The following is a 26138-nucleotide window of genomic DNA, read 5'->3' as shown; positions in this document are numbered from 1 at the left end:
GCGGAACTTGCCGCGCACGGTCCGCCGCACGACCAGGCCGAACATCGCCACCGAGGCCACCGTCAGAATCCCCGCCGCCTAACGGACGCCCAGGCCCGTCGCCTCCAGCACGGGCCTCACGCCACCCCCTCCTTCATCGCATCGGTCACGACGACGTTGAACAGCGCCCGCAGATCATCCAGATCGAGCCCCGCGCCCCGCGCCTCCCGCACCCACCCCTCCAGGCTCCGGCGCAGCCGGGTGTGGTCGGCGAGCGCCGCCCCGGGGATCGACCGGAGCACGAACGTCCCCTGCCCGGGCCGCCCCTCGACCAGCCCTTCGCGTTCGAGCTCGCGGTAGGCCTTGAGCACGGTGTTGGGATTGATCGCCAGCTTTTCGACGACCTCGCGCGCGGTGGGCAACTGGTCGCCCGGCCGCAGCGTCCCGAGCCGGAGCGCCTGCTTGACCTGGTGGACGAGCTGCAGGTACGTCGACACCCCCGAGCCGCGGTCCAGGGAGAACTCGATCACCAAAAGCATCCTTTCCCTAATTCAATAGGGAAAGGGTGTTGGACGGGAACGCTCCTTGTCAACCGGACACCGCGGCGACATCCCCTTCCGTCATTACTGCTAGCTTTATGCGCTTTAGTCCGTCTATGTAGGGTGAGGTGCAGGGGTGCGGCGGTTCGGCACAGTGATCGGTAGCGTGACGGCGGGATGCCTGCTGGCGGGTTGCTCCGCCCTGCCCAGCCTGCCAGGGCTCGGCAAGGCGGCGGAGCCGAAGGCGGCGCCGACCCCCTCCTCCGCCGCCGCCTCGCCGGGGGCCGGCCGCTCGGTGTCGGACGAAGAAGGCGGCACGATCATCGCCGACTACATCAAACGCAACAACGCCGCCAACCGGGCCAGGAGCGAGAAGCTGCTGGCCGGGTTCGAGAGCGGGTCGAGCTTCGCCATCGACAAGGCCGCCTACACCTCCAGCCGGCTGCTGACCAAGCAGGCCGCCTACACCTACAAGCCCTTCGTCTACACCAAGCCCACCTTCTACGCGCCGCCCGCCGGCGACGCGGCCTGGTTCCTCACCACCGCGCACTGGCAGCGCGGCAAGGAGACGGCCAAGGAGGTGACGTACCTGCTGTTCGCGCGGGAGGCGGCCGGCTGGCGGCAGGTGTACTCCCCCGACTCCTACGAGGACGCGGCCGGCAAGCTGCCGGACCTCAAGACCGACGGCACGGGCTCCGCCGCAGCGGTGGCCCAGGCGGACGGCAAGGGGCTGCTCATGTCGCCCGCCGACTTCGCCCGGCGCTACGCGGCCCACCTGAGCGGCAAGGGCACCGCGGCCGACAAGACCCTCTTCGCCGCCGACGACATCTCCACCGGCGCGGCGTCGAATCGCGCGAAGATGGCCCAGTACGCGAAGCTCACCGAGACGGTCCGACCCGCCACCCGCTACCCGTCGTACGCGCTGCGTACCGCCGACGGCGGCGCGCTGGCCTTCACCACGTTCCAGCGGGACCGGCGTTACGACGTGCGGAAGGGCCCGCAGCGCAACTACGTCTTCCAGAAGGACAGCGGCCTGCTGCGTGGCCACTACTACAACTCCATGAAGATGACCGAGCTGATCCAGGTGGCGGCGCACATCCCGCCCAACGACGGGAACCCCGCCCAGGTCGAGGTGGTGGCCGGCTACTCCGGCCTGACTGCCGGCAGCGGCCGCTGACCCGGCGTTAGCTGAACTTGGTCTTCGGCCGTTCCTGGAGTTCGCCGTCGAGGTAGATGTCGAGCTTCTCGTTGTAGAACGCGACCAGCCCCGCGACCCGCTCGCTCTCCGGCAGCGGCGTCCGGTACGACCAGGCGAGGTCCTTGCGGCCGTTGACCGTCCAGTATTCAGCCGTGCCCTTGTACGGGCAGTGGGTGGCGGTGTCGGTGTGTTCGAGCAGGTCGAACCGGACATCCACCTTGGGCAGGTAGTAGCGGGTGGGCAGGCCCGTCTCGAAGAGGATGCGGGGGCTGCGCGAGTCGGCCACCGTCACGCCGTCGACCTCGATGCGTACGTGCCGCGAGCTCGGCAGGATGTCGACCCTGGTGTACGGGTCGCGCGGGTGGAAGAAGACCTCCTCGTCCTCCTCGAACCAGGCGTCCATGGCGTCCCACTCGAAGCGGATGTGCCCGCGGATGTCCTCCAGCGGCGACTCCGGGTACGCCAGGGCCGCCTCCGGGGCCTCCGCGCCTCCCGACGTGACCGTGTAGACGACGCCGTCGCCCCTGCTGGGCGAGTGCTTGGTCGTGCCCGCCTGCTTGAGCGCCGACTCCTCGACGTCCGCCGGCGGGAAGTAGTACGTCGGGTAGTAGGGGACCTCCCACACCAGGAGGGCGTGGGTGGTGTCGGCCACCACCCGGCCGCCGAGGTAGGTCCTGATCCGCTTGGCGGAGCGCTCGACACGCACCCGGCCGCGGCTCGTGGCTTCCTTGCTCACTTCCATGCTCGGCGCAACCGCCAACCGGTCACCGCTATTCCACGCGCGCGAACCTCCTTATGGCAGGCCGAAAGCCGCCAGCGTCACCCAGGTCGCCGCCGTGCCCACCAGCGCCCCGGCCACCACCTGCGCCCACGTGTGATGGGCCAGTCGTACCCGCGCCCAGCACACCAGCACCACGACGGCCGCCCCGGCGAGCGCGGTCGGCAGCACGGGCAGGACGTGGGCCAGCACCACCACGGTCCCCGCGCAGACGGCGGCGTGGAAGGAGATCTTCCAGCGCATCGTGACCGGCACGGTGACGGCCAGGGCGACGAGCATCGCGGTCACCGTGGCCACCAGCAGGGTCGGCGCGCCCAGCGCGACGAGCAGCACCAGGGCGACCAGCACGGCGGCGACGGCGGCCAGCAGCGGCCCGGTGCGGCGGGCCCGGTCGACGATGTGGTGGGAGTCGAGCCGCCCCGACCGGACACCCAGCGCGATCACCCCGGCGGGCACGCCGCCGCACAGCGCCGAGGCCGCCAGGCCCCACGCGCCACCGCTCCAGCCATGGGCGATCAGACCCACGGCCGGGGGCATGGTGATCACCAGCACTTGCGGGGCCAGCAGGTCGGTCACCCGCTTCGCTACGAGGTCCGCCGTCATGACAGCAAAGACTACGCGATCATGAAGAGCTCAGCCCATGCCCGCCGCGTTGACGATCCGGGTGGTCGAGCGGCCGGGGATGGCCTCCAGCTCCCAGCATTCGGCGCCCAGCAGCGCGGCGGCGGCGCAGCGGCCGCCCGCGTGCGGGTCGCCCGCGGTGTGCGCGAGCGCTCCGGGCCGCATGGGGGCGAACAGGTCGATGTAGTCCTCCGGGCCGTGCGCCTCCGAGGGCCCGGTCACGATGAACACCCCGCTCACGAAGCGGAGCGCGGCCATCACCTCGGCGCGCTCGGCGGCCGGGTTGACCGGGCGTGTCGGTCCCTTCCACGCGCGTACGCGTGGATCGTCCTCCACGCCGACCACCAGCGGCAGCCCGCGCCCGGCCACGTCACCCAGGTAACGCACGTGCCCGACGTGCAGGATGTCGAAGACTCCGGTCACGAACACTGCCCCCGGGTGGTCGTATGGCTGCACCCAGACGGCCTCCAGGCTGCTCACGCAGGCACCCCTCCTAGTCGACTCGTCGATCGCAGCGTACTCGGTCGGCCGGAACAGGCGCGCAAGCGATCGCGGGAAAGGGCATTCCTACCTTTTCGCGATAACCTCTCGCACCCGTCTGACGCGTCTCATGACGTCACCGTCATCGGGGAGGTCGCCGTGGCACCGCCGGACTTTCACAGCGTCGAAGGGGGCGAGGAGCCCGGCAACGGTACGCTCGTCGTCCGGTTCCCGGGGACTCCGTCCCAGGTGGCGAGGGCGAGGGGGCTGGTGACGGCGGCGCTCGGCCGCGACCATCCGCTGTACGACGACTGCGTGCTGCTCACCAGCGAGCTGGCCACGAACGCGGTCCTGCACTCCCGCTCCGGCGAAGGCGGCTGGTTCACGGTGTCGGTGCACTGCGCGGGGGCCCTGGTGCGGGTGCTGGTGAAGGACGGGGGGTCGAGCGGGGCGCCGTGCGCGTGCCGTACCGGGCCGCAGGCGACCAGCGGGCGCGGACTGCCGCTGATCGAGGCGCTCAGCCACCGGTGGGGGGTCGTCCGCGAGAGCGGCGCGACGGCCGTGTGGTTCGAGTTACGACTGGTGACGATCCCCGCGCAACGGTCGGCGGAGGCTGTCTGACCTGCGATCATGCGCGAACCGATATGGAGCCGTTCTCGATATCGATATTAGACATCAACCGATCCGATCTGCTGTGCTCCTCTCCTCTGTTGGACGAGAGCAAGGACATGGCATGCGAAACCCCCGCGCCCGCCGCTTCCCGGCCGCGCTGCGAGCGGCCGCGTTGACGATCTCCCTCCTTGGGGGTGGCGTCTATGGAACAGGTACCGCCTCGGCGGCGACCGCGCCCTCGAAGGCGGTGAGCGGCCTGCGGGAAACCTCAAGCGCCCACAAGGAGCTGCGCGCGCTTGAGACGTCTTTCCAGGGCCGCATCGGCGCGTACGCCCTGGACACGGCCACGGGGAAGACGATCGCCTACCGCGCGGGTGAGCGCTTCCCGCTGCTGTCCACCTTCAAGGCGATGGCCTCCGCCGCCGCGCTGCACAAGGCCCGTACCTCGGACCCGGGACTGATGGAGCGGGTCATCCACTGGACGGCCGACGACCTGAAGCCGAATTCCCCGGTGACCGAGAAGCACGTGGCGGACGGGCTGACCGTCGCCGAGTTGTGCGCGGCCGCGATCACCTACAGCGACAACACCGCCGGCAACATGGTGCTGAAGCAGATCGGCGGGCCGGCGGGCCTGACCCGGTACTTCCGTACGCTGAAGGATCCGATCTCCCGCCTGGACCGCTGGGAGGTCGAGCTCAACGACTGGACCCCCGAGGAGCGGCGGGACACCACCACTCCCACGTCCATCGCCCGCGACCTCCGGAAGGTCACGGCCGGTGACGCGCTCGTCGCCAAGGACCGGGCGACCCTGAACGGCTGGCTGATGGCCAACACCACCGGTGGCGCCCGCATCCGCGCCGGCCTGCCCAAGACCTGGACGATCGGCGACAAGACCGGCAGCGGCTCGACGTACGGGACGGCCAACGACATCGCGGTCATCTGGCCCGCCAAGGGTGCCGCCCCCATCATCATGGCGATCTACACCAACCGCCCGGCCGCCGACGCCGCCCGCGACGACAAGGTGATCGCCGACACCGCTGCCATCCTCGCCCGTGGCCTGGGCAAAATCCCGTAACGCGGTCAGACGTCGAGACGGCACAGGCCCTCGGCGAGGGCCTTGGTCGTGAGGCGGGTACGGCTGTCGCAGCCCAGCTTGGCGAAGATGTGCTCCAGGTGGGTCGTCACGGTGCGGACACTGAGCACCAGGGCGGCGGCGATCTGCGGGTTGGAGTCGCCGGCCGCGACGCGGGTGAGCACGTCCACCTCCCTGCCGGTCAGCTCGTACGGCAGGGAGCACGGGCGTTCGGCCACCACCGCGCCCTGGATCGAGCCCTGGAAGCCGACGCCGGCCCGCACCACCCGCACCTCGTGCCAGCGGCCGCCGCGGTCGAGCCAGAGGCCGCGGCGGCTCAGCTCGCGCGAGTCGATGAAGGCACGGGCGAGCCGCGCGATGGCCGGTTCGTCCCATAGGACGGCGGACCTCGCGACGCCGGGGACCTCGCGCCGGACGCCCAGCCGGTCGTAGGCGGCCGCGAGGAACCCCGGCGGCAGCCCCACCGGATCGATCACGCACCGGGTCAGGTCTGTGACGTGCGCCAGCATGGGTGCCACGGCCGCCACCAGCGGGCCGGTGAGCTCGGGGAACGCCTCCCTGGCCGCCAGATGCAGCAGGCCCGTGTAACGGCCGTCGGCCAGGAACAGCGGCGCGGTCAGCCCGGCGCGCCAGCCGTAAGGGGCGAGATGGCGGCGGAAATAGCGCTCGGTGCCCGGCTCGGGCATCGGCACCGGCGCCCGCGTGGCCATCGCCGTGCGGTAGGCGTCGAGCCCGGCGTACTCCTCCGCGGCGTCGCCGTCGATGCGCCGGTGGCCGTCGGAGACGACACTGTGGTGCCGCCCACTGGCCGGGTCGAACGCGACGAACTCGTAGGCGTCCACCGGGACCACCCGGCGCAGTGCGGCCATCGCGCCGCGCGCGCCACCGCCGCCCGCCGCCTGGTAGCCGACCTCGGCGAACGCCTGCAACTGGCGGACGTTCAGAGTGATCTCGGCCACGGTTCTTTATATCAGTGCGCGAACTTGCGCACTGAGACCGCCGACCGCACCCCGGCGCTCCGGAACAACAGCCGAGCGCCGCCGGTGCAGGCCGTCGTGCGGCCCGTCTCCGAGCTGGCCGCTCGATGTCGGCCGAAATTCTGACCGGACGTCGCGGTGGGTCTTCCCCAGCCGTGTAAAGGGCTCGTAAAGTCCCCCCAAGCGCCCTGTCAGGGAGGACCATTTGACCGAGCTGAGCGATCGCGACGCGGAGCTGGTGTCGGCCCACGAGCAAGAGCGTCCGGCCCGGCAGTTGACCGGAGCGCTGCGGCTCGGCGTGTGGATCGTCGGCGGGCTGCTGTCCGTCTACTCGCTGGTGGTGGTGTTCCGGCCCATCGAGGCGCTGGAGCATCGGCTGACGTTCCTGGCGGTGGCGCTGCCGCTGGTGTTCCTCTGCTATCGCTCGGGGATCTCCTCGCGTCGCGCAGCCGTCGATCGGCCCGGGGTGGGTGACTGGGCGCTGGCGGCGGCCTCGCTCGCGGTGCTCGTCTATCCGCTGCTCGACATCGACGCGTTCCGCGACCGGGGCTCGGGTTCGGCGCTGACCGAGCTCGACATCGTGGCCGGCCTGGTGCTGACCGTGCTGCTCCTGGAGGCGGTCCGCCGCACGGTCGGCTGGTCACTCACCATCATCTGCCTACTTTTCCTGATTTATGCCTATTTTGGGGCGTATCTGCCGATTGGCTGGGCGATCGGTCATCGAGGCTTTGATCTCGGGCAGGTCGTGTCGCAGCTCTACACGGGCACCGAGGGCTTCTTCGGCGTCCCCATGCAGGTCGCCGCCAGCTACATCATCCTTTTCACGATTTATGGTGCTGTGCTGGATTATTCGGGTGCGAGTAAGTTCTTCATCGACCTGAGCTTCGCCGCCTTCCGCAAGTCCCGCGCCGCGCCCGGCCGCACGGTCACCACCGCGGGCTTCCTGCTCGGCACCGTCTCCGGCTCGGGCGTGGCCACCACGGTCAGCCTCGGCAGCGTCGCCTGGCCGGTGCTCCGGCGGGCCGGCTACCCCAAGGAGGCGGCCGGCGGCATCCTCGCCTCGGGCGGCATCGGCGCGATCCTCTCGCCGCCCACGCTCGGCGCGGCGGCGTTCATCATCGCCGAGTATCTCAAGGTCAGCTACCTCGAGGTGCTCATCTACGCGACGATCCCCACGATCCTGTACTACCTGGGCATCTTCCTGGCCATCGAGATCGACTCGCGCCGCTTCGGCACCCACGCCGTCCCGGTGGACGCGCCGAAGGCGGGCAAGCTGCTGCTGCGCTTCGGCTACCACTTCAGCTCGCTCGTCCTCATCATCGTGCTGATGGCGCTGGACCGGTCGGCGTTCCAGTCGGTGGTGATCGCCACCGCCGTCGCGTTCGCGCTGTCGTTCCTCGACCCCGAGCACCGGATGGGGCCGAAGCGGACCGCGCAGGCGCTGGCCAAGGGCACGCTGGAGGTGCTGCCGGTGACGGCGGTGTGCGCGGCGGCGGGCATCATCGTCGGCGTCATCACCCAGACCGGGCTCGGGCTCAACCTCAGCGGGATCATCGTGGACGTCGCCGCGGGCAACCTCATCCTGACGACGGTCATGTCCGGGGTCGCGGTCATGCTGCTCGGCCTGGCCGTACCGGTGACCGCGAGCTTCATCATCGCGGCGGTGATCATCGGCCCGGCGCTCACCACGCTCGGCGTCACGCCCGCCGAGGCGTACATGTTCGTCTTCTATTACGCGGTGCTGTCCGAGGTGAGCCCGCCGACCGCGCTGTCGGCCGTCGCGGCGGCCGCGATCACCGGCGGCAACACCTACAAGACGATGATGATGACCTGGCGCTACACGCTGCCCGCGTTCCTGGTGCCGTTCGCGTTCGTGCTCACGCCCAACGGCCAGGCACTGCTCGGGCAGGGACCCTTCGGCACCGTGCTGCTGATGACCGCGGTCTCGGCCGTCGCGGTGGCCGCCCTGGCCATGGCCACCGGCGGGATGACCGGGTGGCCCGAACGGCTGCTGGCCGCCGCGGCCGCCGTGTTGCTGCTGTTCCTCGAACCCATCCCCATCGTCGCGGGCCTGGCCGTCCTGGCCGTCGCGGCGGCCGTGCACCTCATCAGGAGAAGGAGAGTCCCAGCGTGAAGCGGATTCTTGCGGTACTCGCCGCGACGGCACTGGCCGCCGGGGTGGCCGCCTGTGGCAGCGTGAGCGGCTCGGGCCACCGGCTGTCGATCGCCACGGGCGGCACGACCGGCGTCTATTACGTGTACGGCGGGGGCCTGGCCAAACAGTTGACCGGCAACATCGCCAACACCCAGGCCACCGCGTCCGTCACCTCGGGCTCCGTCGAGAACATCAAGCTGCTGGCCAGTGGCAAAGCGGACATCGGCTTCTCGCAGACCGACACCGCCACCGACGCCGTCAACGGGACCGGGTCCTTCACCGCCAAGCAGCCGATCAAGGCCATCGCCCGCATCTACGACAACTACGCCCATGTCGTCATCGCCCCCGGCCTCAACGCGAGCAAGGTCGCCGATCTGGCGGGCAAGCGGGTCTCGATCGGCCCGCCCAACTCGGGCACCCAGGTCCTGGCCAGGCGCCTGCTGGAGGCGGCCGGACTGAACCCCGACTCCGGCATCTCCAAGCAGCAGTTGTCCATCAACGAGTCGGTGCAGGCCGTCAAGGACGGCACGATCGACGCCTTCATCTGGGTCGGCGGGCTGCCCACGGCCGGCATCGTGGACCTGGCCACCAGCAAACCGGACATCAAGCTGCTCGACACCGCCGACGTGCTCGCGCGGATGCAGGCCACGTACGGCAAGGAGTACGTCGGGCTCGACATCGACATGTCCCTGTACAAGCTGCCCGGCACCATCAAGACGGTCGGGGTGGCCAACGTGCTGCTCGTGCCGGACAAGATGGACGAACAGCTCGCGTACGACATCACCAAGACGCTGTTCGAGAAGAAGGCCCAGCTCGCCGCCGTGCACCCCGAGGCGGCCAAGCTCGACCTCAAGATCGGCCAGCAGGTGGACCCGGTCGCCCTGCACCCGGGCGCGGCCCGCTACTACAAGGAGAAGGGCTGATCCCCGCCTATAGCCAGTCCTTCTTCTTGAACACCACGTACAGCGCGACGGAGGCCACGGCCACCAGCGTCGACGACAACCAGACGCCCCAGGGCTGACCTTCGCCCGGGAAGGGCACGTTCATGCCGTAGAAGCCGGTGATCGCGGTCGGCACCGCGATGATCGCCGCCCAGCTGGTGACCCGCTTCATGATCTCGTTCAGCCGGAACCCCTGCTGGGCGAGGCGGGTCTCCCGCATGTTGGCCAGCAGGTCGCGCAGCGACTCCGTCAGCTCAGTCACGCGCACCACGTGGTCGTAGACGTCCTCGTAGTAGGGCGCCATGACCGGGTCGGCGATCAGCTCCTGGTCACGGCGGAGCAGGCCGCCGACCACCTCGCGCATCGGCATGGTGATCTTGCGGAAGCTCGCCATGTTCTTCCGCAGGTCGTACATGGTGCGCTGCAGTTGCCTGCCGTCGATCGGGGCCTCCTCGAACAGCAGGTCCTCCAGGTTCTCCACCTTGCCGTCGAACTCCTGGACGAGGTCGAACTGCTCGTCGACCACATAGTCGAGCAGGGCGTGCAGCAGGAACGCCACGCCGTGCTCGGCCATCCGTTTGTTGGCGTCCCAGCGCTTGACCACCTCGCCGATGTCGAAGTGATCGCTCTCGCGGACGGTGACCAGGGCGTTCTTCGTCACGAAGGCGTTGACCTCGACCGGGTCGAGCCGGCCGTCGTCGAAGTGCACCCCGTACACGGTGATGAACAGGTGATTCTGGTAGATGTCCACTTTAGGGCGTTGGTGGTCGGTCAGCACGTCCTCGACCGCGAGCTCGTGCAAGCCGAGCTCCTCACCGACGACGGCGAGGTCCTCCGGCGTCGGCGAGCACAGGTCGAACCAGACGGTGTTGGCCTCGTCGTCCACGTAGTCGGAGACTTCCTCGACCGGGAAGCCCTCCTTCTCCAGGACACCGTTCCTATACAGGCGGGTATGCACTAGACGAGTCTGGCAAAGCGCAGCGCGTTACGCACAGCCGCTCCCCCGAGATCGTTGTTGAAGTAGACATAGGCATCGCGCCAATCGGCTTCCCCCACCCGCCTGGCCCAGGTCTTCAGCGACGTGTCACCGTACGACGGACCGGGGGTGGCCCGGCCCTCGTGCAGCCGCACGTATCCCCAGCCGGCGGTGCGCCAGAACGGGTTCTGCGGCCTGCCGAGGCGGTCGGCCCAGCACAGGGCGGCGTCGCGGGCCGCCAGGATCTCGCGGACCTCCTCCGTCCACCACGACGGATGCCTGGGCTCGACCGCGACGCGCACGTGCTTCGGGAAGCAGTCCAGGCAGCGGGCGAGCCGGTCCGGATCGGCCTTCAGGGTCGGCGGGAGCTGGACGAGGATCGGGCCGAGCTTGTCCTTGAGCGCCGAGGCGGCGTTCATCAGCCGCTCCACCGGCTCCGCCGGATCGGCCAGCCGCTTGATGTGGGTGAGGAACCTGCTCGCCTTGACGGCCATCACGAACCCGTCGGGCGTGCGGTCCCGCCAGGCGGCGAAGGACTCGGGTGAGGGCAGGCGGTAGAAGGCGTTGTTGCTCTCGACGGTGCGGAACGTCTCAGCGTAGGTCTCCAGCCAGAGGCGCTGCGGGACCTCCTGCGGATAGAAGATGCCGCGCCAGTCTTTGTACTGCCACCCGGACGTGCCCACCAGCGTCGCCATGCCCGTGCGCCTACCCCGTGGAAGGCGCCCCTATCTTCTGGGCTCAGTCGACCTCGGCGCTGCCGTCCACCCGCAGCTTGCGCCGGGCCCGCTCGTAGAACGTCGTCCCCAGCCGCACCACCTTGGCCGCGCCCGGCAAGGCTGACACCGTGATGCGGTCACCGGGACACAGATGCCCCAGCACCGCCCCGTCCACCTCCACCGCCAGCCGCCCGCTCGACGGCAGCAGCTCCAGCGTCACGTCCTCGTCGGCGGGCAGGACCAGCGCCCGGTTGAACGAGGAGTGGGCGGCGGCGGGCACGACGAGCAGCCCTTCCACCCGCGGCGACACGATCGGCCCGCCCGCGGCGAAGCTGTAGGCGGTGGACCCGGTGGTCGTGGCCACGATCACGGCGTCGGCCGCGTAGCGCACGAACGGATCACCACCCGGCATGACGCTCACAGCGGCCATGCCGTCGCCCGGGATGCGCACCAGCGCGATGTCGTTGAACGCGATCAGCTCCGCGTTCCCGTCGATCTTGGTCCGCACGGCCATGCGCGGCTCGACGGTGTAGCGGTGGCCGTCGATGGCGGACAGGGTGGCGGGCAACTCCTCGACGTCGATCTCGGCCAGGAACCCCAGCCGCCCCAGGTTCACCCCGAGCACCGGCGTCTTCCGGCCGGCGATGAGCCGCATGGTGCGCAGCATCGTCCCGTCACCGCCGAGGCTCACCAGCAGATCGGCCCGCTCGACCAGCATGTCGACGTCGACCGCCACGGCGCTGCAGTCGATGCGGCCGACCTCCTCGGGCAGCCCCATGACGGTGACTCCCTTGCCGGCGGCCCAGCTCAGGATGGTGTCGATCGCCTCTTTGGAGTCGCGCCTGGGATGCAACACCAGCCCGACCGTACCGACCATGCCCATGTGGCCAGCTTATGGGTGCTCTCACGTCCGCCGTACGCCGGTCAGATGCTCATCCCTCCGTCGACCGGGATCGGGCTGCCGGTCACGAAGGAGCTGTCGTCGCCGGCGAGGAAGAGGATCACCCGGCCGACCTCCTCCGGGATCGCGTGCCTGGCGAGGGGGATGTGCGCGTTGAAGAGCGCGGCCGCCTCCTCGGCGGGGGCTCCCGTCGCGGCCGTCTCGACGGCCCGCTGGAAGTCGTTGTCCACGGGGCCGGGATGGATCGTGTTGACCCTGATCCCCCGCGGCGCCACCTCCTTGGCGACGGTACGCATGAGCCCGACCAGCGCGTGTTTGGCCGTCGCGTAGGCGCCGACGCCCGCGTCCGAGGTCAGTCCGACCACGCTGGAGGTGATGATGACGCTGCCGCCATCGCTCATCACCGGCAGCGCGTGCTTGCAGACGAGGAACGTCCCCCGCACGTGTACGGCGAGCACGCGGTCGAAGACGTCGTCGGGGTAGTCGACGACCGGCGCGACCACGCCGAAGACCCCGGCGTTGCTGACGACCACGTCCAGCCGGGCGAACCGCTCGATCACCGCCCGCACCGCGGCCTGAACCTGCCCGGAGTCGGACACGTCGGCGACCGTCCAGGCGCAGCCGAGTTCGGCGCCGCCGGCACGCAGCCGCTCCTCGTCGATGCCGGCCAGCATGACCTGCGCCCCCTCGGCCGTGAACAGCCGCGCGGTGGCCATCCCCAGGCTGCCCTCGCCACCGGTGATCAGCGCCACCTTGCCGTCCAGACGTCCCATGGACTCATGGTCAGGCCAGGGGCGAATCCCTGTCTTGCCGCCGAGCGCACACCGCTTGACCGTGGCGGTACTCTCGCGGCGAGGTCCCGAACGCCGCTTTGAAGATCCGGCTGAAGTGGGCGGCGTCGGCATATCCCCATCTGGTGCCGATCGCGCTCACCGGCCGGGCATTCTGCAGGGGATCGCGCAGGTCGCGGCCGCATCGCTCCAGGCGACGTTCCCTGATCCAGGTCGACACCGTGGTGCCCTCGGCGTGGAACAGCTTGTGCAGGTAGCGGGTCGAGATGTGATGCGCGGCCGCGATGTCGCCGGGGCCGAGATCGGCGTCGCCGAGCCGTACCTCGATGAACGAGGTGATCCGCAGGAACAGGGCGTGCCTGCCGCCGTCGGAGTCGGCCACGGTGAGCTCGAGGCGGTCGGCCAGGGTCGTGGCGACCAGGTCCACGACGTTGCCCGCCAGCCGTACACCGCTGCGATCGTCGACCTCGCCGAGCAGCCCGCCGATCCCCAGCAGGAACGGGCCGAGCAGCGCCCCGAGGCCGTGCTGTCCGGAGAGCGTGGTGGCGGTCACCCGCGCGATCCGGTCGGGCGGCAGCCCGAGCATCGCGCGTGGGAAGATCAGCACGAGCAGCCGGGACGCCTCCGTGAAGGCCAGCGTGTACGGGCGGTCGGTGTCGTACACGGCGAACTCCCCCGGGGCCAGCGCCGCTTCGCGGCCGTCCTGGCAGAGCACACCGCTGCCCCGGACCATGAGGCCCAGCTTGTAGCACCCGGCGGGTGAGGTCGTGACGAGCTTGGGGGTGCGACGGGCGGCGTGCGCGCCGGTGTCGACGTCGCAGATGCTCAGCGCGCCCATGGTGGCGCCGCGCAGCAGTCCGTCGAACGCGCCGTCCGCGCGGGGGAACGACACCTCCAGGGGGACGAAGGCGTCGGAGACGACGTGCTGCCAGTAGTCCCGGCGTTCGGCCTGAGGTACGTCACCGGTTCGCGCGAGGTAGGGCATGGGATCAGCTTGAGAAGCCATGCACTGGCAGTCAAGCGATGTTCCCTGTCGAACAAGACCCCGCATGGCAGGAAATTTCAGAATGTTTCGGACGCCCTGTCGTGGAGCGGAGGCGGCCAGTGGACACCATCAAGCCGACACGGCGCGCGTTTCTCGGCGTGCTCGGTACGGCGGCCCTCGCCGGTTGCTCGTCGGGGCTCAAGGAGAGTCCGGCCGGGACGAGCCAGAGCCTGAAGATCGGCTATGTCAGCCCGCAGACCGGCCCGCTGGCGGTCTTCGGCGAGTCGAACGACTACGTGCTCGGCAAGGTCCGCACAGCCCTGGCCAAGGGCCTGTCCATCGGCGGGAAGACGTACCCCGTCGAGATCGTCACCAAGGACACGCAGTCGAACGCCGCCCGCGCCGCCCAGGTCGCGGCCGAGCTCATCCAGCAGGACAAGGTGGACATCGTGCTGGCCACCTCCACGCCGGACACCACGAACCCGGTGTCGGACCAGTGCGAGGCCGCGCAGGTCCCCTGCGTGGCGACGATCTGCCCGTGGGAGATCTGGGCCACCGGGCGGGCCGCGCCGACCTACTCCTACCTGCACTTCATCGGCACACAGCAGGAGGTCGGCGTGTTCGCCGAGCTGTGGGCCGGACTCGGCACCAACCACGTGGTCGGCGGCCTGTGGCCGAACGACACCGACGGCGAGCTGTACCGGAAGTTCGTGACGGCCAAGTCCAAGGAGCTGGGCTGGAAGCTGGTCGGCTCCGGCGCCTACGAGGACGGCGCGCAGGACTACACCTCGATCATCTCGGCCTTCAAGAAGGGGGATGTGGAGATCCTCCAGGCGGCGCCGATCCCGCCGGACTGGGTGACGTTCTGGCGGCAGGCCGCGCAGAACCGGTTCCGGCCGAAGGTCGTGTCCGTGGCGAAGGCCATGCTGTTCCCCAGCGTCGCCGAGACCCTCGGCGAGCTGGCGGAGAACATCGTCGCGCCCGTCTGGTGGTCGTCCGGCTTCCCCTACCGCTCGTCGCTGGACGGCACCACCGCCCAGGCGTTCGCCGACGGCTATGTCAGCGGCACCGGGCGGCAGTGGACGCCGCCGATGGGCTTCAACCACGCGCTGTTCGAGATCGCGGTCGCCGCCTTCAAGGCCGCGGCCGACCCGAAGGACCGTTCGGCGCTCGCGGCGGCGATCGGCACACTGAAGGGACAGGCGATCAGCGGCAAGTACGACTTCACCGCGGGCCCGTCGAAGAACGTCTCGCTGGCGCCCGACCTGCTCGGCCAGTGGCGGAAGGCCGGCTCGGGGAAGTACGAGCTGGTCATCGTGGACAATTCACTGGATCCGGCGATCCCCGCCCAGGGCGAGGTCAAGCCGCTGCGATGATCATGGGGTTGGTCACGGGGATCGTGCAGGGCGTGCTGCTGGGCGGGGCGTACGCACTCATCGCCTGCGGGCTGTCGCTCGCATTCGGCGTCATGCGGCTGGTCAACATCGCCCATGGCGACCTGGCGGTGTGCGGCGCCTATCTCGCGCTGGTGCTGGCGACAGGTCTCGGCGTCCCGGTGGCGGTCACGCTGCCGCTGATCCTGCCCATCGCCTTCGCGGCCGGTGTGCTGCTGCAACTGGTGCTGTTCCAGCGGGCGCTGCGGGGCGGGGTGCTCGCTCCGGTGCTGGTGACGTTCGGGCTGTCGGTCATGATCCAGAACCTGCTGGTCACAGGCGCGTCGGCCGATCCGCGTTCGCTGGACGGCGGGCGCCTGGCGATGGCCGGGTTCACGATCGGCGACCTGACGCTGTCCTGGCTGCGGGTGATCGGGTTCCTGCTGGCCGTGGCGGTGCTCGGCACGCTGCACCTGCTGCTGAGGCGCACGGCGTTCGGGCGGCGGATCCGCGCCACGGCCGACGATCTGGAGACGGCCCGGCTGGTCGGCATCCGGGTGCGGCCGGTGTTCGCCTGCGTGGCGGGCATCGCCGTGGCCACGGCCGTACTGGCCGGGGTGTACATCGGGCTGACCGCCACCTTCGACCCCTACGCGGGCGGTCTGACGCTGATCTTCGCCTTCGAGGCGGTCGTCGTCGGCGGGCTCGGCTCGCTGTGGGGGACGCTGCTCGGCGGCATCGTGCTCGGGGTGACGCAGCAGCTCGTGGGCCTGTGGGACGTCCGCTTCGCCGTCCTCGCCGTACACGTGCTGTTCTTCACCGTGCTCGTCGTACGGCCGCGCGGGCTGCTCTCATGACGCGGGTCATCGCGGCGACCGTCCTGCTACTGGCGCTGGCGGCCGTGCCGTACACCCTGGGCCCGGTGGCCGAGCAGCCGCTGATCGGCTTGTTCTCCCTGGTGGCCCTGGCCACGCTGTGGAACCTGCTGGCCGGCTTCGCCGGTCTGACCTCGTTCGGGCAGCAGGCCTACCTCGGCATCGGCGCCTACGCCCTCTACCTGCTCGCCGCCCGCGGGCTCGACCCGTTCCTCGGCATCCCGCTCGCGGCCCTGGTCGCGGGCGCGGTCGCGGTGCCGGTCTCCTTCCCCGTCCTGCGGCTGTCCGGCGGCCACTTCGCGGTGGCGACCTGGGTCCTGGCGGAGATCTTCCGGCTGGCCGTCACGCTGTCGCCCGCACTCGGCGGCAACACCGGCGTCGCCCTGCCGGGGCTCGGCGGCTACGAGCCTCTGGTACGCCAGGCGGTCACCTACTGGTGGGCGCTCGGCCTGGCCGCCTGCTCGGTGCTCGGCGTCTGGCTCCTGGCCCGCGGCGGGTTCGGGCTGCGAGCGCGCGCCGTACAGAGCGACCCGGTGGCGGCGGCGAGCTCCGGCGTCCGGGTGGACCGCACGCGGCGGTGGGCGTACTGCCTGGCCGCGTCCGGAACCGGCGCGGTCGGGGCGCTGCTCTTCGTGTACACCCTGTACGTCCAGCCCGGGTCGATCTTTGGAGTGCAGTACAGCGTCTCGATGATGTTCATGGTCCTCATCGGCGGCATCGGCACGATCGAGGGTCCCGTGGCCGGCGCGCTGATCTTCTTCGGCCTGCAACAGGCCCTGTCCGGGTACGGCCCGTGGTACCTGGTCCTGCTCGGCGCCGTGGCCATCGCCGTCACCCTCTTCGCCCCGCGCGGCCTCTGGGGACGGCTGGGGCGGCCCGTCTTTCCCATCGGCTATCGGCTGGAGTGAACGTGCTGGAGCTCGACCGGATCACCAAGCGGTTCGGCCGCGTGACGGTCGCCGACTCGTTGTCGCTCGCCGTACGGCCGGGCGAGGCGGTCGGCGTCGTCGGGCCGAACGGCGCGGGCAAGACGAGCCTGTTCGGGATCATCTCCGGCGACCTGGCGCCGGACGCGGGCGAGGTCCGCTTCGACGGCCGCCCGGTGACGCGGCTCGATGCCTCAGCGCGGTGCCGCCTCGGCATCGGCCGTACGTATCAGGTCCCGCGGCCCTTCGAGGGCATGACCGTACTGGAGAACCTGCTGGTCGCGGCGGAGCAGGGCGCCGGGGCACGCGGCCGGGCCGGCCTCTCGCTCGCCATTCGGGTGCTGGCGGAGACCGGCCTGACGGAGCTGGCCGACCGCCCCGCCGAGCGGCTAGGCCTGCTCCACCGCAAACGCCTCGAACTCGCCCGCGCCCTCTCGACCCGCCCGAAGCTGCTGCTCCTGGACGAGGTGGCCGGCGGCCTGACTGACCCCGAGGTGACGGAGCTGGTGGAGATCATCGCGACGGCCCGCGCGCGGGACGGGCTGGCCGTGATCTGGATCGAGCACGTCGTACGGGCGCTGACCGGCACGGTGGACCGCCTGCTCTGCCTGGCGGCCGGCCGCATCATCGGCGACGGCCGCCCCGAGGAGGTGCTGGCCGCCCCGGCAGTGCGAGAGGTCTTCCTGGGTACCGACCCCAGATGATCAGGGCCGGGGCAGCGGATTCCCGTCGGTCAGCCTTGACGCGCCTGTTCACGGACCGGCATCATCTACCTCATTCTGAGATCGATCTCACATGGGAGCGCCCGATGAGCCAGGTCCGCCAGCCCCTCCGTCCTTTGGGGCGGATTCCCGAGACTTTCCGCGCCGACCTCGATCAGGCGGTGACGCCGGAGATCGAGGCCCAGGTGACCGGTTTCGTGGAGAAGGCGCTCAGGCCGACGACTCGTGCCATCTACCTGGTGGGCTGTGGCGGATCGCTGTTCATGTTCGGCGCCATGCGCTTCCTCCTGGAACGCTCCCCGATCCCGGCCCTTGCCCTCAACGCGGACGAGTTCCTGCTGCGCAAGCCCGCCGCTCTCGGCCCTGACTCGATCGTGATCGCCGGCAGCACCAACGGCGGCACCCCCGAGACGGCGCGGGCCGTCCGTTTCGCCCGGGAGGCCGGGGCGCCGGTGCTGCTCGTCACGAAGGACCCGGAGAGCATCGTCGCCAAGGAGGCGGCCGACGTGGTGCTCCACCGCAGCGTGGAGGCCAAGCAGGTACTCCAGGGATTCATCGCGTACGCCCTGCTCAAGGCGCAGGGCGTCGCCGACGACTACGACGAGGCCGTGTCCGCCTTCCGCAACTGCTCGGCGGCCTTCGAGACCTCGGTGCACGAGTTGGACGACCACCTGCGCGACATCGCGGCCGCGTGTACGGACGAGGCCTGCGTGTACGTCCTCGGCTCCGGCCCCCTGGAGGGCGCGGCCCAGACCTTCGCCGCCTGCTACCTGCAGGAGATGCAGACCAAGCACGCGGTCGCCACGGGCTCGGGTGAATTCCTGCACGGCGCCTTCGAGGTCGTCGACGGCGACGTACCGGTGATCGTGCTGCTCGGCGAGGACGCCACCCGACCGATGGGACAGCGGGCCATCCGCTTCCTGGAGCGGTACAACACCCGCAACCACGTCATCGACAGCGCCGCGCTGTCGCTGCCCGGGGTGCCGGCGCGGCAGCGCGGCACCATCGGCGCGTTCGTCATGGCGAGCTGCGTGACCGCCCGGCTGGCCCAGCACTTCGAGGCGTTCTCCGGCCGTCCGCTGAACGAGCGCCGCTACATGTGGAGGGTCGAGTACTGATGCGGCTCGCCGCTGTTGGCGACAACATCACCGACTGCTACCCGGAGGCGGCGCGCATGTATCCGGGCGGCAACTGCGTGAACGTGGCCGTTCACGCGGCGCGTTCCGGCGCGCGCGCTTCCTACATCGGCGCGGCCGGGCAGGACCAGCGCGGCGATCAGCTCGCCGAGGCCCTGCGGGCGGAAGGGGTCGACGTCTCGCACCTGCGCCGGCCGGCCGGGCCGACGGGATACGCCACGGTCATCAATGTCGGCGGCGAGCGCACCTTCGGCCCGTACGACCGGGGGGTGGCCCGGTTCCGGCTCGAGGACGAGGAGCTGGACTTCATCGCGACCCACGAGCTCGCGCACTCCAGCTACTCGGCGCACCTGGACGAGCAGCTCACGGCCATCGCGGAGCGCGTGCCCCTCTCGTTCGACTTCGACGCGCACACCGGCGACGACTACGCGGCCAAGGTGATCCCGCAGGTCAGCTATGCCTTCTTCTCGGCCTCGCAGCTGAGCGAGGCGGAGACCGGCGACCTCCTGCGCTGGGCCTGCGGCGAGGGCGCCCGAGTCGCCGTGGCGACCCGGGGAGCGGCGGGCGCGCTGCTGTTCGACGGCCGCGAGCTGCTCGCGGAGCCGGCCGTGCGGGTCGACGTGGTCGACACGCTGGGGGCCGGAGACACCTTCATCGCGCATGTCCTGACCGGCCTGACCTCCGGCCTGGGCAAGCGGGCGGCCCTCCGGCGCGCGTCCGCGCACGCCGCCCAGGTCTGCACCTCCCTCGGCGCCTTCGGGCACCCCTCGCCGATGTCCTCGGATCTGACCCACCTAACCGCCTTAGCAGCAAAGGAATGGACATGACCGGTATCTGCAAGATCGCGCTGCCGTTGTGCGCGGCACTCCTCCTCTCGGCCTGTGGCGGCACCTCCCCGAGCACAGTGGGGGCCGCGACCGCGCCGGCGAAGCAGCCGGCCGGAGATCCGGCGATCGCCAAGCTCGTCCCCAAGGACCTCACCAACGCCAAGGTCGCGGTCTTCGGAGACTGGGCACCTGAGGAGTACGTCGAGAGCGGCCAGATCAAGGGCTGGAGCGTGGAGCTGGCCAAGGCGCTGTCGGCCAAGATGGGCGTGGCCTTCACGTACACGGCGACCGGCTTCGACATGATCATCCCCGGGCTGGACAACGGCCGGTACGACGTGGCCGTGGCCTCCCTCGGGGTGACCTCCGAGCGTTTGGAGAGCCTGGACTTCGTCCCCCTCCAGAAGGAGGGGACCGCCTTCGGCTGGAAGAAGGGGTCTGGGCTGAACATCAAGGCGATCCAGGACACGTGCGGCAAGACCGTGGCGGTGCTCACCGGGGCGTGGGAGTACAAGTACCTCACCGAGAACAACGCCAAGACCTGCGGCTCGAACCCCATGAAGATCCAGCAGTTCAAGGACCAGCCCTCCGCTGAGCTGGCCGTCACCTCGGGCCGGGTCCAGCTGGTCGCCGCCGGCTCCGGCAAGCTGAAGTACAGCGCGAAGCAGACCGGCCAGCTCGAAACCTCAGATCTGCTCGTGAACGCCGTCTACAACGGCCTGGGCGTGAAGAAGGACAGCCCGCTGGGCCCGGCGCTCAAGGCGGCGCTCCAAGCGGTCATCGACGACGGCACGTACGCCAAGATCCGTTCCGGCTGGGGCGTGACCAGCCAGGGCGACCTCAAGACCGCCGTCCTCATCACCAAGGCCAACCCCGAAGGCTGACCCGCCCTACCCCACCCCGTGAAGGAGCCGACGATGACGGTTGCCAGCGACCCGGCAGAGGGCGGTACGTTCCGCAGCGCCCAGGGCGTGCGAAAAGTGCCGCTCCGGCATCCGTGGTGGTGGGTGGGAGGGGTTGTGCTCCTCCTGCTGATCGCGATGTTCGTGCACCTGCTGGTCACGAACGAGAACATGCGCTGGTCGGTGGTGCTCGAGTATCTCTTCGACGCCGAGATCCTCGGCGGTCTCGTCACGACCCTCGAGCTGACCGTGCTCGCCATGGTGTTCGGGCTGGCCCTCGGCATCCTGCTGGCGATGATGCGGCTCTCCGCCAACCCGTTGTTCAGGTCGGTGAGCTGGCTGTGGTTGTGGTTCTTCCGCGGTGTGCCGCCCCTGGTGCAGATGGTGTTCTGGTTCAACCTGGCCACGCTGATCCCGGAGCTCAAGCTGGGCATCCCCTTCGGTCCCGTGCTGAGGTCGTGGGACACCAACACCGTCATCTCGTCGTTCTCGGCGGCCATTCTCGGCCTCGCCCTGACCGAGAGCGCGTACGCCGCGGAGATGATCCGCGCCGGAATCCAAGCGGTCTCCAAGGGACAGACGGAGGCCGCGCTGGTGATCGGAATGTCCACATCCCAGGTGATGCGGCGGATCGTGCTCCCGCAGGCGCTGCGCATCGTCATCCCGCCGATCGGCAACGACCTCATCTCGATGCTGAAGTTCACCTCGCTGGTGAGTGTCCTGGCCACCCCGGATCTGCTGTACAGCGCCCAGATGATCTACTCCCGCAACTACAAGACGATCCCGCTCCTGCTCGTGGCGACCATCTGGTATCTGGTGCTGACCACGCTGCTCACCGTGGCCCAGCAGCACTTCGAGAAGCGGCTGACGCTGACCCGCGCCACGGCGGGCCCGGCGGGAAACACCAGACGGCTGCGATTCCTCCCCTCGTTCGGAAAAGCGTGATGAACCTTCCCCTCCTGCGGATCGAGCAGGTCAACAAGTCGTTCGGCAGGAACCACGTGCTGCGCGATGTGTCCTTGGACGTGCACGCCGGTCAGGTGCAGTGCGTCATCGGCCCGTCCGGCTCCGGAAAGAGCACCCTCCTGCGCTGCGTCAACTGGCTGGAGGTCCCGGACAGCGGGCACGTCTACCTGGAGGGAGAGCCGATCGGCTTCCGCTGGAAGGGCGCGAGCCTGCACGAGATGACCTCGGCCCAACTGGCGGTGCAGCGCCGTCAGATGGGCATGGTCTTCCAGGGCTTCCATCTCTTCCCGCACCGCCGGGTCATCGAGAACGTGACCGAGGGCCCGATCATCGTCAACGGCCTGGACCGCAAGAGCGCCCGCGAACAGGCGATGGACCTGCTCTCCAAGGTGGGCCTGGCCGAGAAGGCCGACGCCTTCCCCGAGTCGCTGTCCGGAGGCCAGATGCAGCGGGTCGCGATCGCCCGCTCGCTGGCCATGCGGCCCAAGCTCATGCTCTTCGACGAGCCCACCTCCGCGCTCGACCCTGAGCTCGTCGGTGATGTCCTCGACGTCATGAAGGACCTGGCCTACGAGGGGATGACCATGGTCGTGGTCACCCACGAGATGGCCTTCGCCCGCGACGTCGCCGACCACGTGGTCTTCATGGACGGCGGCTGCCTCGTCGAGGCCGGCCCACCGGAGCAGATCTTCGCCGCGCCCGAGCATGAGCGCACCCGCTCCTTCCTGTCCAGGGTGCTCTGACATGGACACTCTCGTTCTGTCGGACGCGGACATCCGCGCCGTGCTCGGCGCCGCGGACGTGGTGGACTCGCAGGACCACGCCTTCCTCCTGGCCACCACGAGCGGACACGTACGGTCGGCGCACACGCACTACGCGACCTTCGCACCGGACAGCATCGCGTTCGCGCACAGCGCCATCGCTGGTGGTGACACCGGCGTCGTGTTCAAGACCGGCACCCAGCATCCCCGGAACGGGGAACGAGGCCTGCCGACGGTACACGCGACGGTCACCGTGCACGACCCCGAGTCCGGCCAGACCGTCGGGGTGCTGAACGGCACGACGATCACCACGCTGCGCACCGCCGGCGGCCTGGTCTCCGCGGCGCGCACCCTTTCTCCCGAGCGGCCGCACACGGTCGGCGTCCTGGGCGCCGGAGTGCAGGCCACCGAGTTCGTGCGGCTGATCAGCGAGCTGATGCCGGTCGAGCGCTTCCTGATGTGGAGCCCGAGCCTCCATCGCCGCGGACTCGGCGAGCGCCTGTCCGGCCTGCCGGTCGAGGTGGCCGCGTCGCCCCAGGACCTGTGCGAGCGGAGCCGTACCATCGCCACCTGCACGCTCAGTCGCACGCCGGTGGTCGAGGGAGCCTGGCTGCGGCCGGGCACCACCGTGCTGACGATGGGCTCGTACGCTCCGGACCGGCGCGAACTCGACCTCGCCTGCTCCGAACGGGCCGAGCTGATCTTCACCGACCTGCCCGAGCAGGCACTGCGGTCGAACGGCCCGGTAGTGGAGGCGGTCAAGGCAGGGGTGCTCGGTGAGGACGCGGTACGACCGCTCGCCGACGTGCTGCGAGGTGATCATCCGGGACGCACCGGAAGCGGAGAAACTGTAGTGTTCCACAGCAACGGCCTCGGCATCCAGGATGCGACGCTGGCCTGGCGTGCGTACACTCACGCTCGCGCGAGCGGCGTCGGCACCCGCATCTCCTTTTGAGCTGGAAGAGGAAACTGATCGTGGCGACTGAACCCGGATCATCGGGAAGCTCCAAGCGGTCGCGGCCCAGTCTCAAAGATGTCGCGGCCCGCGCGGGGGTCTCACGGGCCAGCGCCTCGCGCGTACTCGGCGGCTACGGCTACTCCAGCCAGGAGATCGTCGATCGGGTGACCGAGGCGGTCCGGGAGCTCGGATACGAGCCGGACCGGATCGCCCGTACGATGCGCAGCGGCAAGTCCGACGTCATCGGATTCGTCTGTGCCGACATCTCCGACGCCTTCTTCTCCAGCGCCATGCGGGGCATCTGCGATGTCGCGCTGCGCGAGGGCTCCCAGGTCATCGCCATGAACACCGACGACCAGCTGAGCCAGGAACAGCAAGCCACCCGGGTCCTGCTGTCGCACAAGGTCGACGGCATCATCATCACCCCGGTCTCGGTCCGCGAGCACGGCCACATCGACGCCCTGACCGGAGCCGAGGTTCCGGTCGTCTCGCTCGACCGGCAGCTCAGCGACATCGGCATCGACAGCGTCGTGGCGGACAACGAAGCGGCGACCGCGGCCGCGATCGACCACCTCATCAGCCAGGGGCACCGGCGGATCGCCTTCCTCGGTTCCGTACAGCGCGAGGAGCCGCCCGCGCTTCGGATCGGCAAGGTCCGGGCCAGTGTCGTCGGCCCCTCCCGGCCGTCACTCGACCGCGTGCGGGGCTATCTCCGGGCACTGACCGCGGCGGGACTCCCGGTGGACCGCGGTCTCATCGCCCTCGTACCGCACGGCGAGCCGGAGCGCCGGCTGGACGCGGTGGCCGCGATGCTCGCGCTCGAGCACCCGCCGAGCGCGCTGTTCACGGCCGACAGCTACATGACGAAGAGCGCGTTCTCGCTGCTCTCCAAGCGGGACATCCCCATTCCCGAGCAGATGTCGTTACTCGGGTTCGACGACCTGGAGTGGACCACGCTGGTGCGCCCCCAGATCTCGGTCGTGGTGCAGTCCGCCTACGACATGGGACGTGCCGCCGCCGACCGGCTGTTCGCCCAGATCTCCGGCTCTTCGGGTGCCGTACGAGGCCAGCGCACCGTCATCCCGGCCCGTTTCCTCGGCCGGGACAGCGTGCGCTCCCTCGGATAGCCGGTCCCGTCAGACGATGTTGAGCTCGGGCCTGGCCCCGGCCAGGACGAAGCGGCTCGCGTCGAGACCGGTGACGTCGACGAACGGTGTCCGTTCCAGGTAGAGGTCGCGGACCACCTCCCCGACGGCCGGGCTCATCAGGAAGCCGTGGCCGGAGAAGCCGGTGGCGTAGATGAACCTGTCGACGTTCGGGGCGGTCCCGATGAGCGCGTTGTGGTCCGGCGTCACTTCGTACAGGCCGGCCCATCCGGTGGCGATGCCGGTCTCCATCAGCGCCGGGGCGCGGTGGGCCATGGCCTCGCCCAGCCTCGGCAGCCAGGCGTCGGACCGGTCGAGCTTGAACCCCGGCGTCTCGTCCGGATCGGACATGCCCAGCAGCAGGCCGGGGCCTTCCCGGTGGAAGTAGAACGTGGTGCCGAAGTCGATGGTGAACGTCATGGGCGGCAGATCGGGGACCGGCTCGGTGATCAGGATCTGCCTGCGCAGCGGGCTTACCGGCAGGTCGACGCCCACCCACGCGCCGATGGGGCTCGACCAGGCGCCGGCCGCGCAGATCACGGTGTCGGTCTCGATCCGGCCGCCGTCGGTGTGGACGGCGACGATGCGGCCGTCCACCGTCTCGATGCCGGTCGCGGCGCAGTTGGGCAGCAGCCGGGCGCCGAGCCGGCGGGCCGCGCCCGCGTAGCCGAGCACCACGGATTCGGGCGTGCAGTGGCCGTCGGTGGGCGAGTAGGCGGCGGCGAGCAGCCCGTCGGTGTCGATCAGCGGCGACAGCTCCGCGGCCTCGCGCACCGAGATCATCCGGCTGGGCACGCCCAGGTCGTTCTGGATCGCGACGTTCTTCGCGAACTCCGCGACGGACTCGGGCGAGTCGAGCAGGAACAGGTAGCCCACCTGGTGCAGGTCGATCTCCTGCCCGAAGCGGCCGGCGAAGGTCTCGAACGTCTCGAGGCTGCGGGCGGCGAGCTCGATGTTGACCCGGTCGGAGAACTGCGCGCGCACTCCCCCGGCGGCCTTCGAGGTCGAGCCGGAGCCCAGCGGCCCCTTGTCGACCAGGACCACGTCGGTGACTCCGGCCGCGGCCAGCGCGTAGGCCGAGCTGACGCCCATTGCGCCGCCCCCGATGATGACCGCTGAGGCCCGCGCGGGCAGCTCGCGTCCGGTTTCGTTCATCGACCAGTTCCCTCCCTTGATACCTCTAGGATCGCGGAACGCCCGGAGTGGGAGGAAGCGGTCGAGCACGGTCATCTGTGGGCGTAGCCGAAGAGGTTCTTACGCTTTGAGTCCGCCCCCTCAGGCGCGGTCGAGACGCTGGTACAGGCCGTATACGAAACGAGCCCGATAGTCCGTACCTTCGTGGGCGAAGTCGACCACCCAGTGGTGCGGAGCCGAACCCTCGCCCTGGGCGGCCCCGGGGAAGCTCGCAGCGACGTCGGCGACCACGCACCCCCACGGAATCAGGTCCGCGAAGGCCAGCGCCTTGTCGCCGTGCGGACGGACGAACCACTGGTTCCACACCGCGCCCTCAGGCCCGAGCAGCACCTCGAACTCCAGGTCCGGCCAGGACGGCAGCGCCCAGCGAGCCACGTCGCAGGTCAGGCTCCCGATCGTGGCCTTGCCCTGGTATGACGGCGGGCCGAGCACCGTCCGCAACCCGGCCAGCCCCTTCGACGTCCGCACGGAGTGGGACATTTTCGTCCATTGGGTGTGGGCGGCGCGAAGCTCGGCCCGGGACGCGCCCATGTCTATGAGCGCATCCTCCACCCGCTCGGCGTTGAGATCACGCATCCGATGCATCAAGGTCAGCTCGAACTGACGAACCCCGA

At 69.9% G+C, this 26138-nt stretch carries 28 protein-coding genes; 16 read left to right on the top strand and 12 right to left on the bottom strand.

The window, feature by feature from the left end; genetic code table 11:
* Positions 1-116: 116 nt before the first annotated feature.
* The gene (locus KLK06_RS44485; RefSeq protein ID WP_250906981.1) at positions 117-518 is read right to left on the bottom strand and encodes a GntR family transcriptional regulator; all 402 of its coding nucleotides are present in this window, start codon (positions 516-518) and stop codon (positions 117-119) included.
* 136 nt (positions 519-654) lie between these two features.
* Between KLK06_RS44485 and KLK06_RS44480 the strand changes: the two genes are divergently transcribed.
* Positions 655-1695, top strand: coding sequence for a hypothetical protein (locus KLK06_RS44480; RefSeq protein WP_214641773.1), 1041 nt, complete (start codon positions 655-657; stop codon positions 1693-1695).
* Positions 1696-1702: 7 nt separating this feature from the next.
* On the opposite strand, the gene KLK06_RS44475 is transcribed toward KLK06_RS44480, so the two are convergent.
* Genes KLK06_RS44475 through KLK06_RS44465 form a run of 3 tightly spaced genes read right to left on the bottom strand, consistent with a single transcriptional unit; the run spans position 1703 to position 3595 of the window.
* Positions 1703-2458, bottom strand: a complete 756-nt coding sequence (locus tag KLK06_RS44475; protein ID WP_250906980.1) for a DUF427 domain-containing protein — start codon at positions 2456-2458, stop codon at positions 1703-1705.
* 51 nt (positions 2459-2509) lie between these two features.
* Positions 2510-3097 carry a hypothetical protein gene (locus tag KLK06_RS44470; protein ID WP_214641772.1) on the bottom strand — a complete coding sequence of 196 codons (588 nt, stop codon included), beginning with the start codon at positions 3095-3097 and terminating at the stop codon, positions 2510-2512.
* A 30-nt stretch (positions 3098-3127) separates the two neighbouring features.
* Complete coding sequence (locus KLK06_RS44465; protein WP_214641771.1) at positions 3128-3595, bottom strand: adenylyltransferase/cytidyltransferase family protein; 468 nt, start codon at positions 3593-3595, stop codon at positions 3128-3130.
* A 159-nt stretch (positions 3596-3754) separates the two neighbouring features.
* On the opposite strand from KLK06_RS44465, the gene KLK06_RS44460 reads away from it, so the two are divergent.
* Both KLK06_RS44460 and bla read left to right on the top strand, forming a co-directional pair.
* Positions 3755-4216, top strand: coding sequence for an ATP-binding protein (locus KLK06_RS44460; protein ID WP_308168723.1), 462 nt, complete (start codon positions 3755-3757; stop codon positions 4214-4216).
* Positions 4217-4328: 112 nt separating this feature from the next.
* Positions 4329-5282, top strand: coding sequence for a class A beta-lactamase (bla, locus tag KLK06_RS44455; protein ID WP_214641770.1), 954 nt, complete (start codon positions 4329-4331; stop codon positions 5280-5282).
* Positions 5283-5287: 5 nt separating this feature from the next.
* On the opposite strand, the gene KLK06_RS44450 is transcribed toward bla, so the two are convergent.
* Positions 5288-6259, bottom strand: coding sequence for a helix-turn-helix transcriptional regulator (locus tag KLK06_RS44450; protein WP_214641769.1), 972 nt, complete (start codon positions 6257-6259; stop codon positions 5288-5290).
* Between the two features lie 223 nt (positions 6260-6482).
* Between KLK06_RS44450 and KLK06_RS44445 the strand changes: the two genes are divergently transcribed.
* Together KLK06_RS44445 and KLK06_RS44440 are read left to right on the top strand one after the other, a co-directional pair.
* Entirely contained in the window at positions 6483-8411 is a 1929-nt protein-coding gene (locus KLK06_RS44445; RefSeq protein WP_214641768.1) for a TRAP transporter fused permease subunit, read from the top strand.
* A complete protein-coding gene (locus KLK06_RS44440) occupies positions 8408-9355 on the top strand; it encodes a TAXI family TRAP transporter solute-binding subunit (RefSeq protein ID WP_214641767.1) in 948 nt (315 codons plus the stop codon). The genes KLK06_RS44445 and KLK06_RS44440 overlap by 4 nt, the downstream gene beginning before the upstream one ends.
* Before the next feature lie 7 nt (positions 9356-9362).
* Here the strand turns inward: KLK06_RS44440 and KLK06_RS44435 are convergent, their stop codons facing one another.
* Genes KLK06_RS44435 through KLK06_RS44415 form a run of 5 tightly spaced genes read right to left on the bottom strand, consistent with a single transcriptional unit; the run spans position 9363 to position 13742 of the window.
* The gene (locus KLK06_RS44435) at positions 9363-10331 is read right to left on the bottom strand and encodes a magnesium transporter CorA family protein (protein WP_214641766.1); all 969 of its coding nucleotides are present in this window, start codon (positions 10329-10331) and stop codon (positions 9363-9365) included.
* Positions 10331-11044: a DUF72 domain-containing protein gene (locus KLK06_RS44430; RefSeq protein WP_214641765.1), complete on the bottom strand. Its 714-nt coding sequence runs from the start codon at positions 11042-11044 to the stop codon at positions 10331-10333. The genes KLK06_RS44435 and KLK06_RS44430 overlap by 1 nt, the downstream gene beginning before the upstream one ends.
* Before the next feature lie 43 nt (positions 11045-11087).
* A complete protein-coding gene (locus KLK06_RS44425) occupies positions 11088-11948 on the bottom strand; it encodes an NAD(+)/NADH kinase (RefSeq protein WP_214641764.1) in 861 nt (286 codons plus the stop codon).
* A 41-nt stretch (positions 11949-11989) separates the two neighbouring features.
* The gene (locus KLK06_RS44420) at positions 11990-12739 is read right to left on the bottom strand and encodes an SDR family NAD(P)-dependent oxidoreductase (protein ID WP_214641763.1); all 750 of its coding nucleotides are present in this window, start codon (positions 12737-12739) and stop codon (positions 11990-11992) included.
* A 10-nt stretch (positions 12740-12749) separates the two neighbouring features.
* Positions 12750-13742 (bottom strand): helix-turn-helix domain-containing protein, encoded by a 993-nt coding sequence (locus KLK06_RS44415; RefSeq protein WP_214641762.1) that lies wholly within the window; start codon positions 13740-13742, stop codon positions 12750-12752.
* Positions 13743-13861: 119 nt separating this feature from the next.
* Here KLK06_RS44415 and KLK06_RS44410 point away from each other — a divergent pair, with 119 nt between their 5' ends.
* From KLK06_RS44410 to KLK06_RS44360, 11 genes are all read left to right on the top strand, one after another.
* Positions 13862-15118, top strand: a complete 1257-nt coding sequence (locus tag KLK06_RS44410; RefSeq protein ID WP_214641761.1) for an ABC transporter substrate-binding protein — start codon at positions 13862-13864, stop codon at positions 15116-15118.
* Complete coding sequence (locus tag KLK06_RS44405; protein WP_250906978.1) at positions 15115-15972, top strand: branched-chain amino acid ABC transporter permease; 858 nt, start codon at positions 15115-15117, stop codon at positions 15970-15972. The genes KLK06_RS44410 and KLK06_RS44405 overlap by 4 nt, the downstream gene beginning before the upstream one ends.
* Positions 15969-16898, top strand: a complete 930-nt coding sequence (locus KLK06_RS44400; RefSeq protein ID WP_214641760.1) for a branched-chain amino acid ABC transporter permease — start codon at positions 15969-15971, stop codon at positions 16896-16898. Before KLK06_RS44405 ends, KLK06_RS44400 begins: the two co-directional genes overlap by 4 nt.
* A 2-nt stretch (positions 16899-16900) precedes the next feature.
* Complete coding sequence (locus KLK06_RS44395; protein WP_308168722.1) at positions 16901-17620, top strand: ATP-binding cassette domain-containing protein; 720 nt, start codon at positions 16901-16903, stop codon at positions 17618-17620.
* Between the two features lie 104 nt (positions 17621-17724).
* Positions 17725-18756 (top strand): SIS domain-containing protein, encoded by a 1032-nt coding sequence (locus KLK06_RS44390; RefSeq protein ID WP_214641758.1) that lies wholly within the window; start codon positions 17725-17727, stop codon positions 18754-18756.
* On the top strand, positions 18756-19601 hold the full coding sequence (locus KLK06_RS44385) for a PfkB family carbohydrate kinase (protein WP_214641757.1): 846 nt from the start codon (positions 18756-18758) through the stop codon (positions 19599-19601). Before KLK06_RS44390 ends, KLK06_RS44385 begins: the two co-directional genes overlap by 1 nt.
* On the top strand, positions 19598-20482 hold the full coding sequence (locus KLK06_RS44380) for a transporter substrate-binding domain-containing protein (protein WP_214641756.1): 885 nt from the start codon (positions 19598-19600) through the stop codon (positions 20480-20482). Before KLK06_RS44385 ends, KLK06_RS44380 begins: the two co-directional genes overlap by 4 nt.
* Positions 20483-20515: 33 nt before the next feature.
* A complete protein-coding gene (locus tag KLK06_RS44375) occupies positions 20516-21445 on the top strand; it encodes an amino acid ABC transporter permease (protein ID WP_214641755.1) in 930 nt (309 codons plus the stop codon).
* Entirely contained in the window at positions 21445-22209 is a 765-nt protein-coding gene (locus tag KLK06_RS44370; protein WP_214641754.1) for an amino acid ABC transporter ATP-binding protein, read from the top strand. Before KLK06_RS44375 ends, KLK06_RS44370 begins: the two co-directional genes overlap by 1 nt.
* A gap of 1 nt (position 22210) precedes the next feature.
* Positions 22211-23182: an ornithine cyclodeaminase family protein gene (locus KLK06_RS44365; protein ID WP_214641753.1), complete on the top strand. Its 972-nt coding sequence runs from the start codon at positions 22211-22213 to the stop codon at positions 23180-23182.
* A gap of 20 nt (positions 23183-23202) precedes the next feature.
* Positions 23203-24312 (top strand): LacI family DNA-binding transcriptional regulator, encoded by a 1110-nt coding sequence (locus KLK06_RS44360; protein WP_214641752.1) that lies wholly within the window; start codon positions 23203-23205, stop codon positions 24310-24312.
* A gap of 9 nt (positions 24313-24321) precedes the next feature.
* Here KLK06_RS44360 and KLK06_RS44355 read toward each other — a convergent pair whose 3' ends face one another.
* The gene (locus tag KLK06_RS44355; protein WP_214641751.1) at positions 24322-25485 is read right to left on the bottom strand and encodes an FAD-binding oxidoreductase; all 1164 of its coding nucleotides are present in this window, start codon (positions 25483-25485) and stop codon (positions 24322-24324) included.
* A 120-nt stretch (positions 25486-25605) separates the two neighbouring features.
* On the bottom strand, positions 25606-26100 hold the full coding sequence (locus tag KLK06_RS44350; RefSeq protein WP_214641750.1) for a hypothetical protein: 495 nt from the start codon (positions 26098-26100) through the stop codon (positions 25606-25608).
* Positions 26101-26138: the final 38 nt, after the last annotated feature.

The sequence above is a fragment of the Nonomuraea sp. NEAU-A123 genome, assembly GCF_018603905.1.
GTDB lineage: Bacteria > Actinomycetota > Actinomycetes > Streptosporangiales > Streptosporangiaceae > Nonomuraea.
Note: the sequence above shows the minus strand (reverse complement) of the source record. Positions and strands in the feature narration are given on the sequence as shown.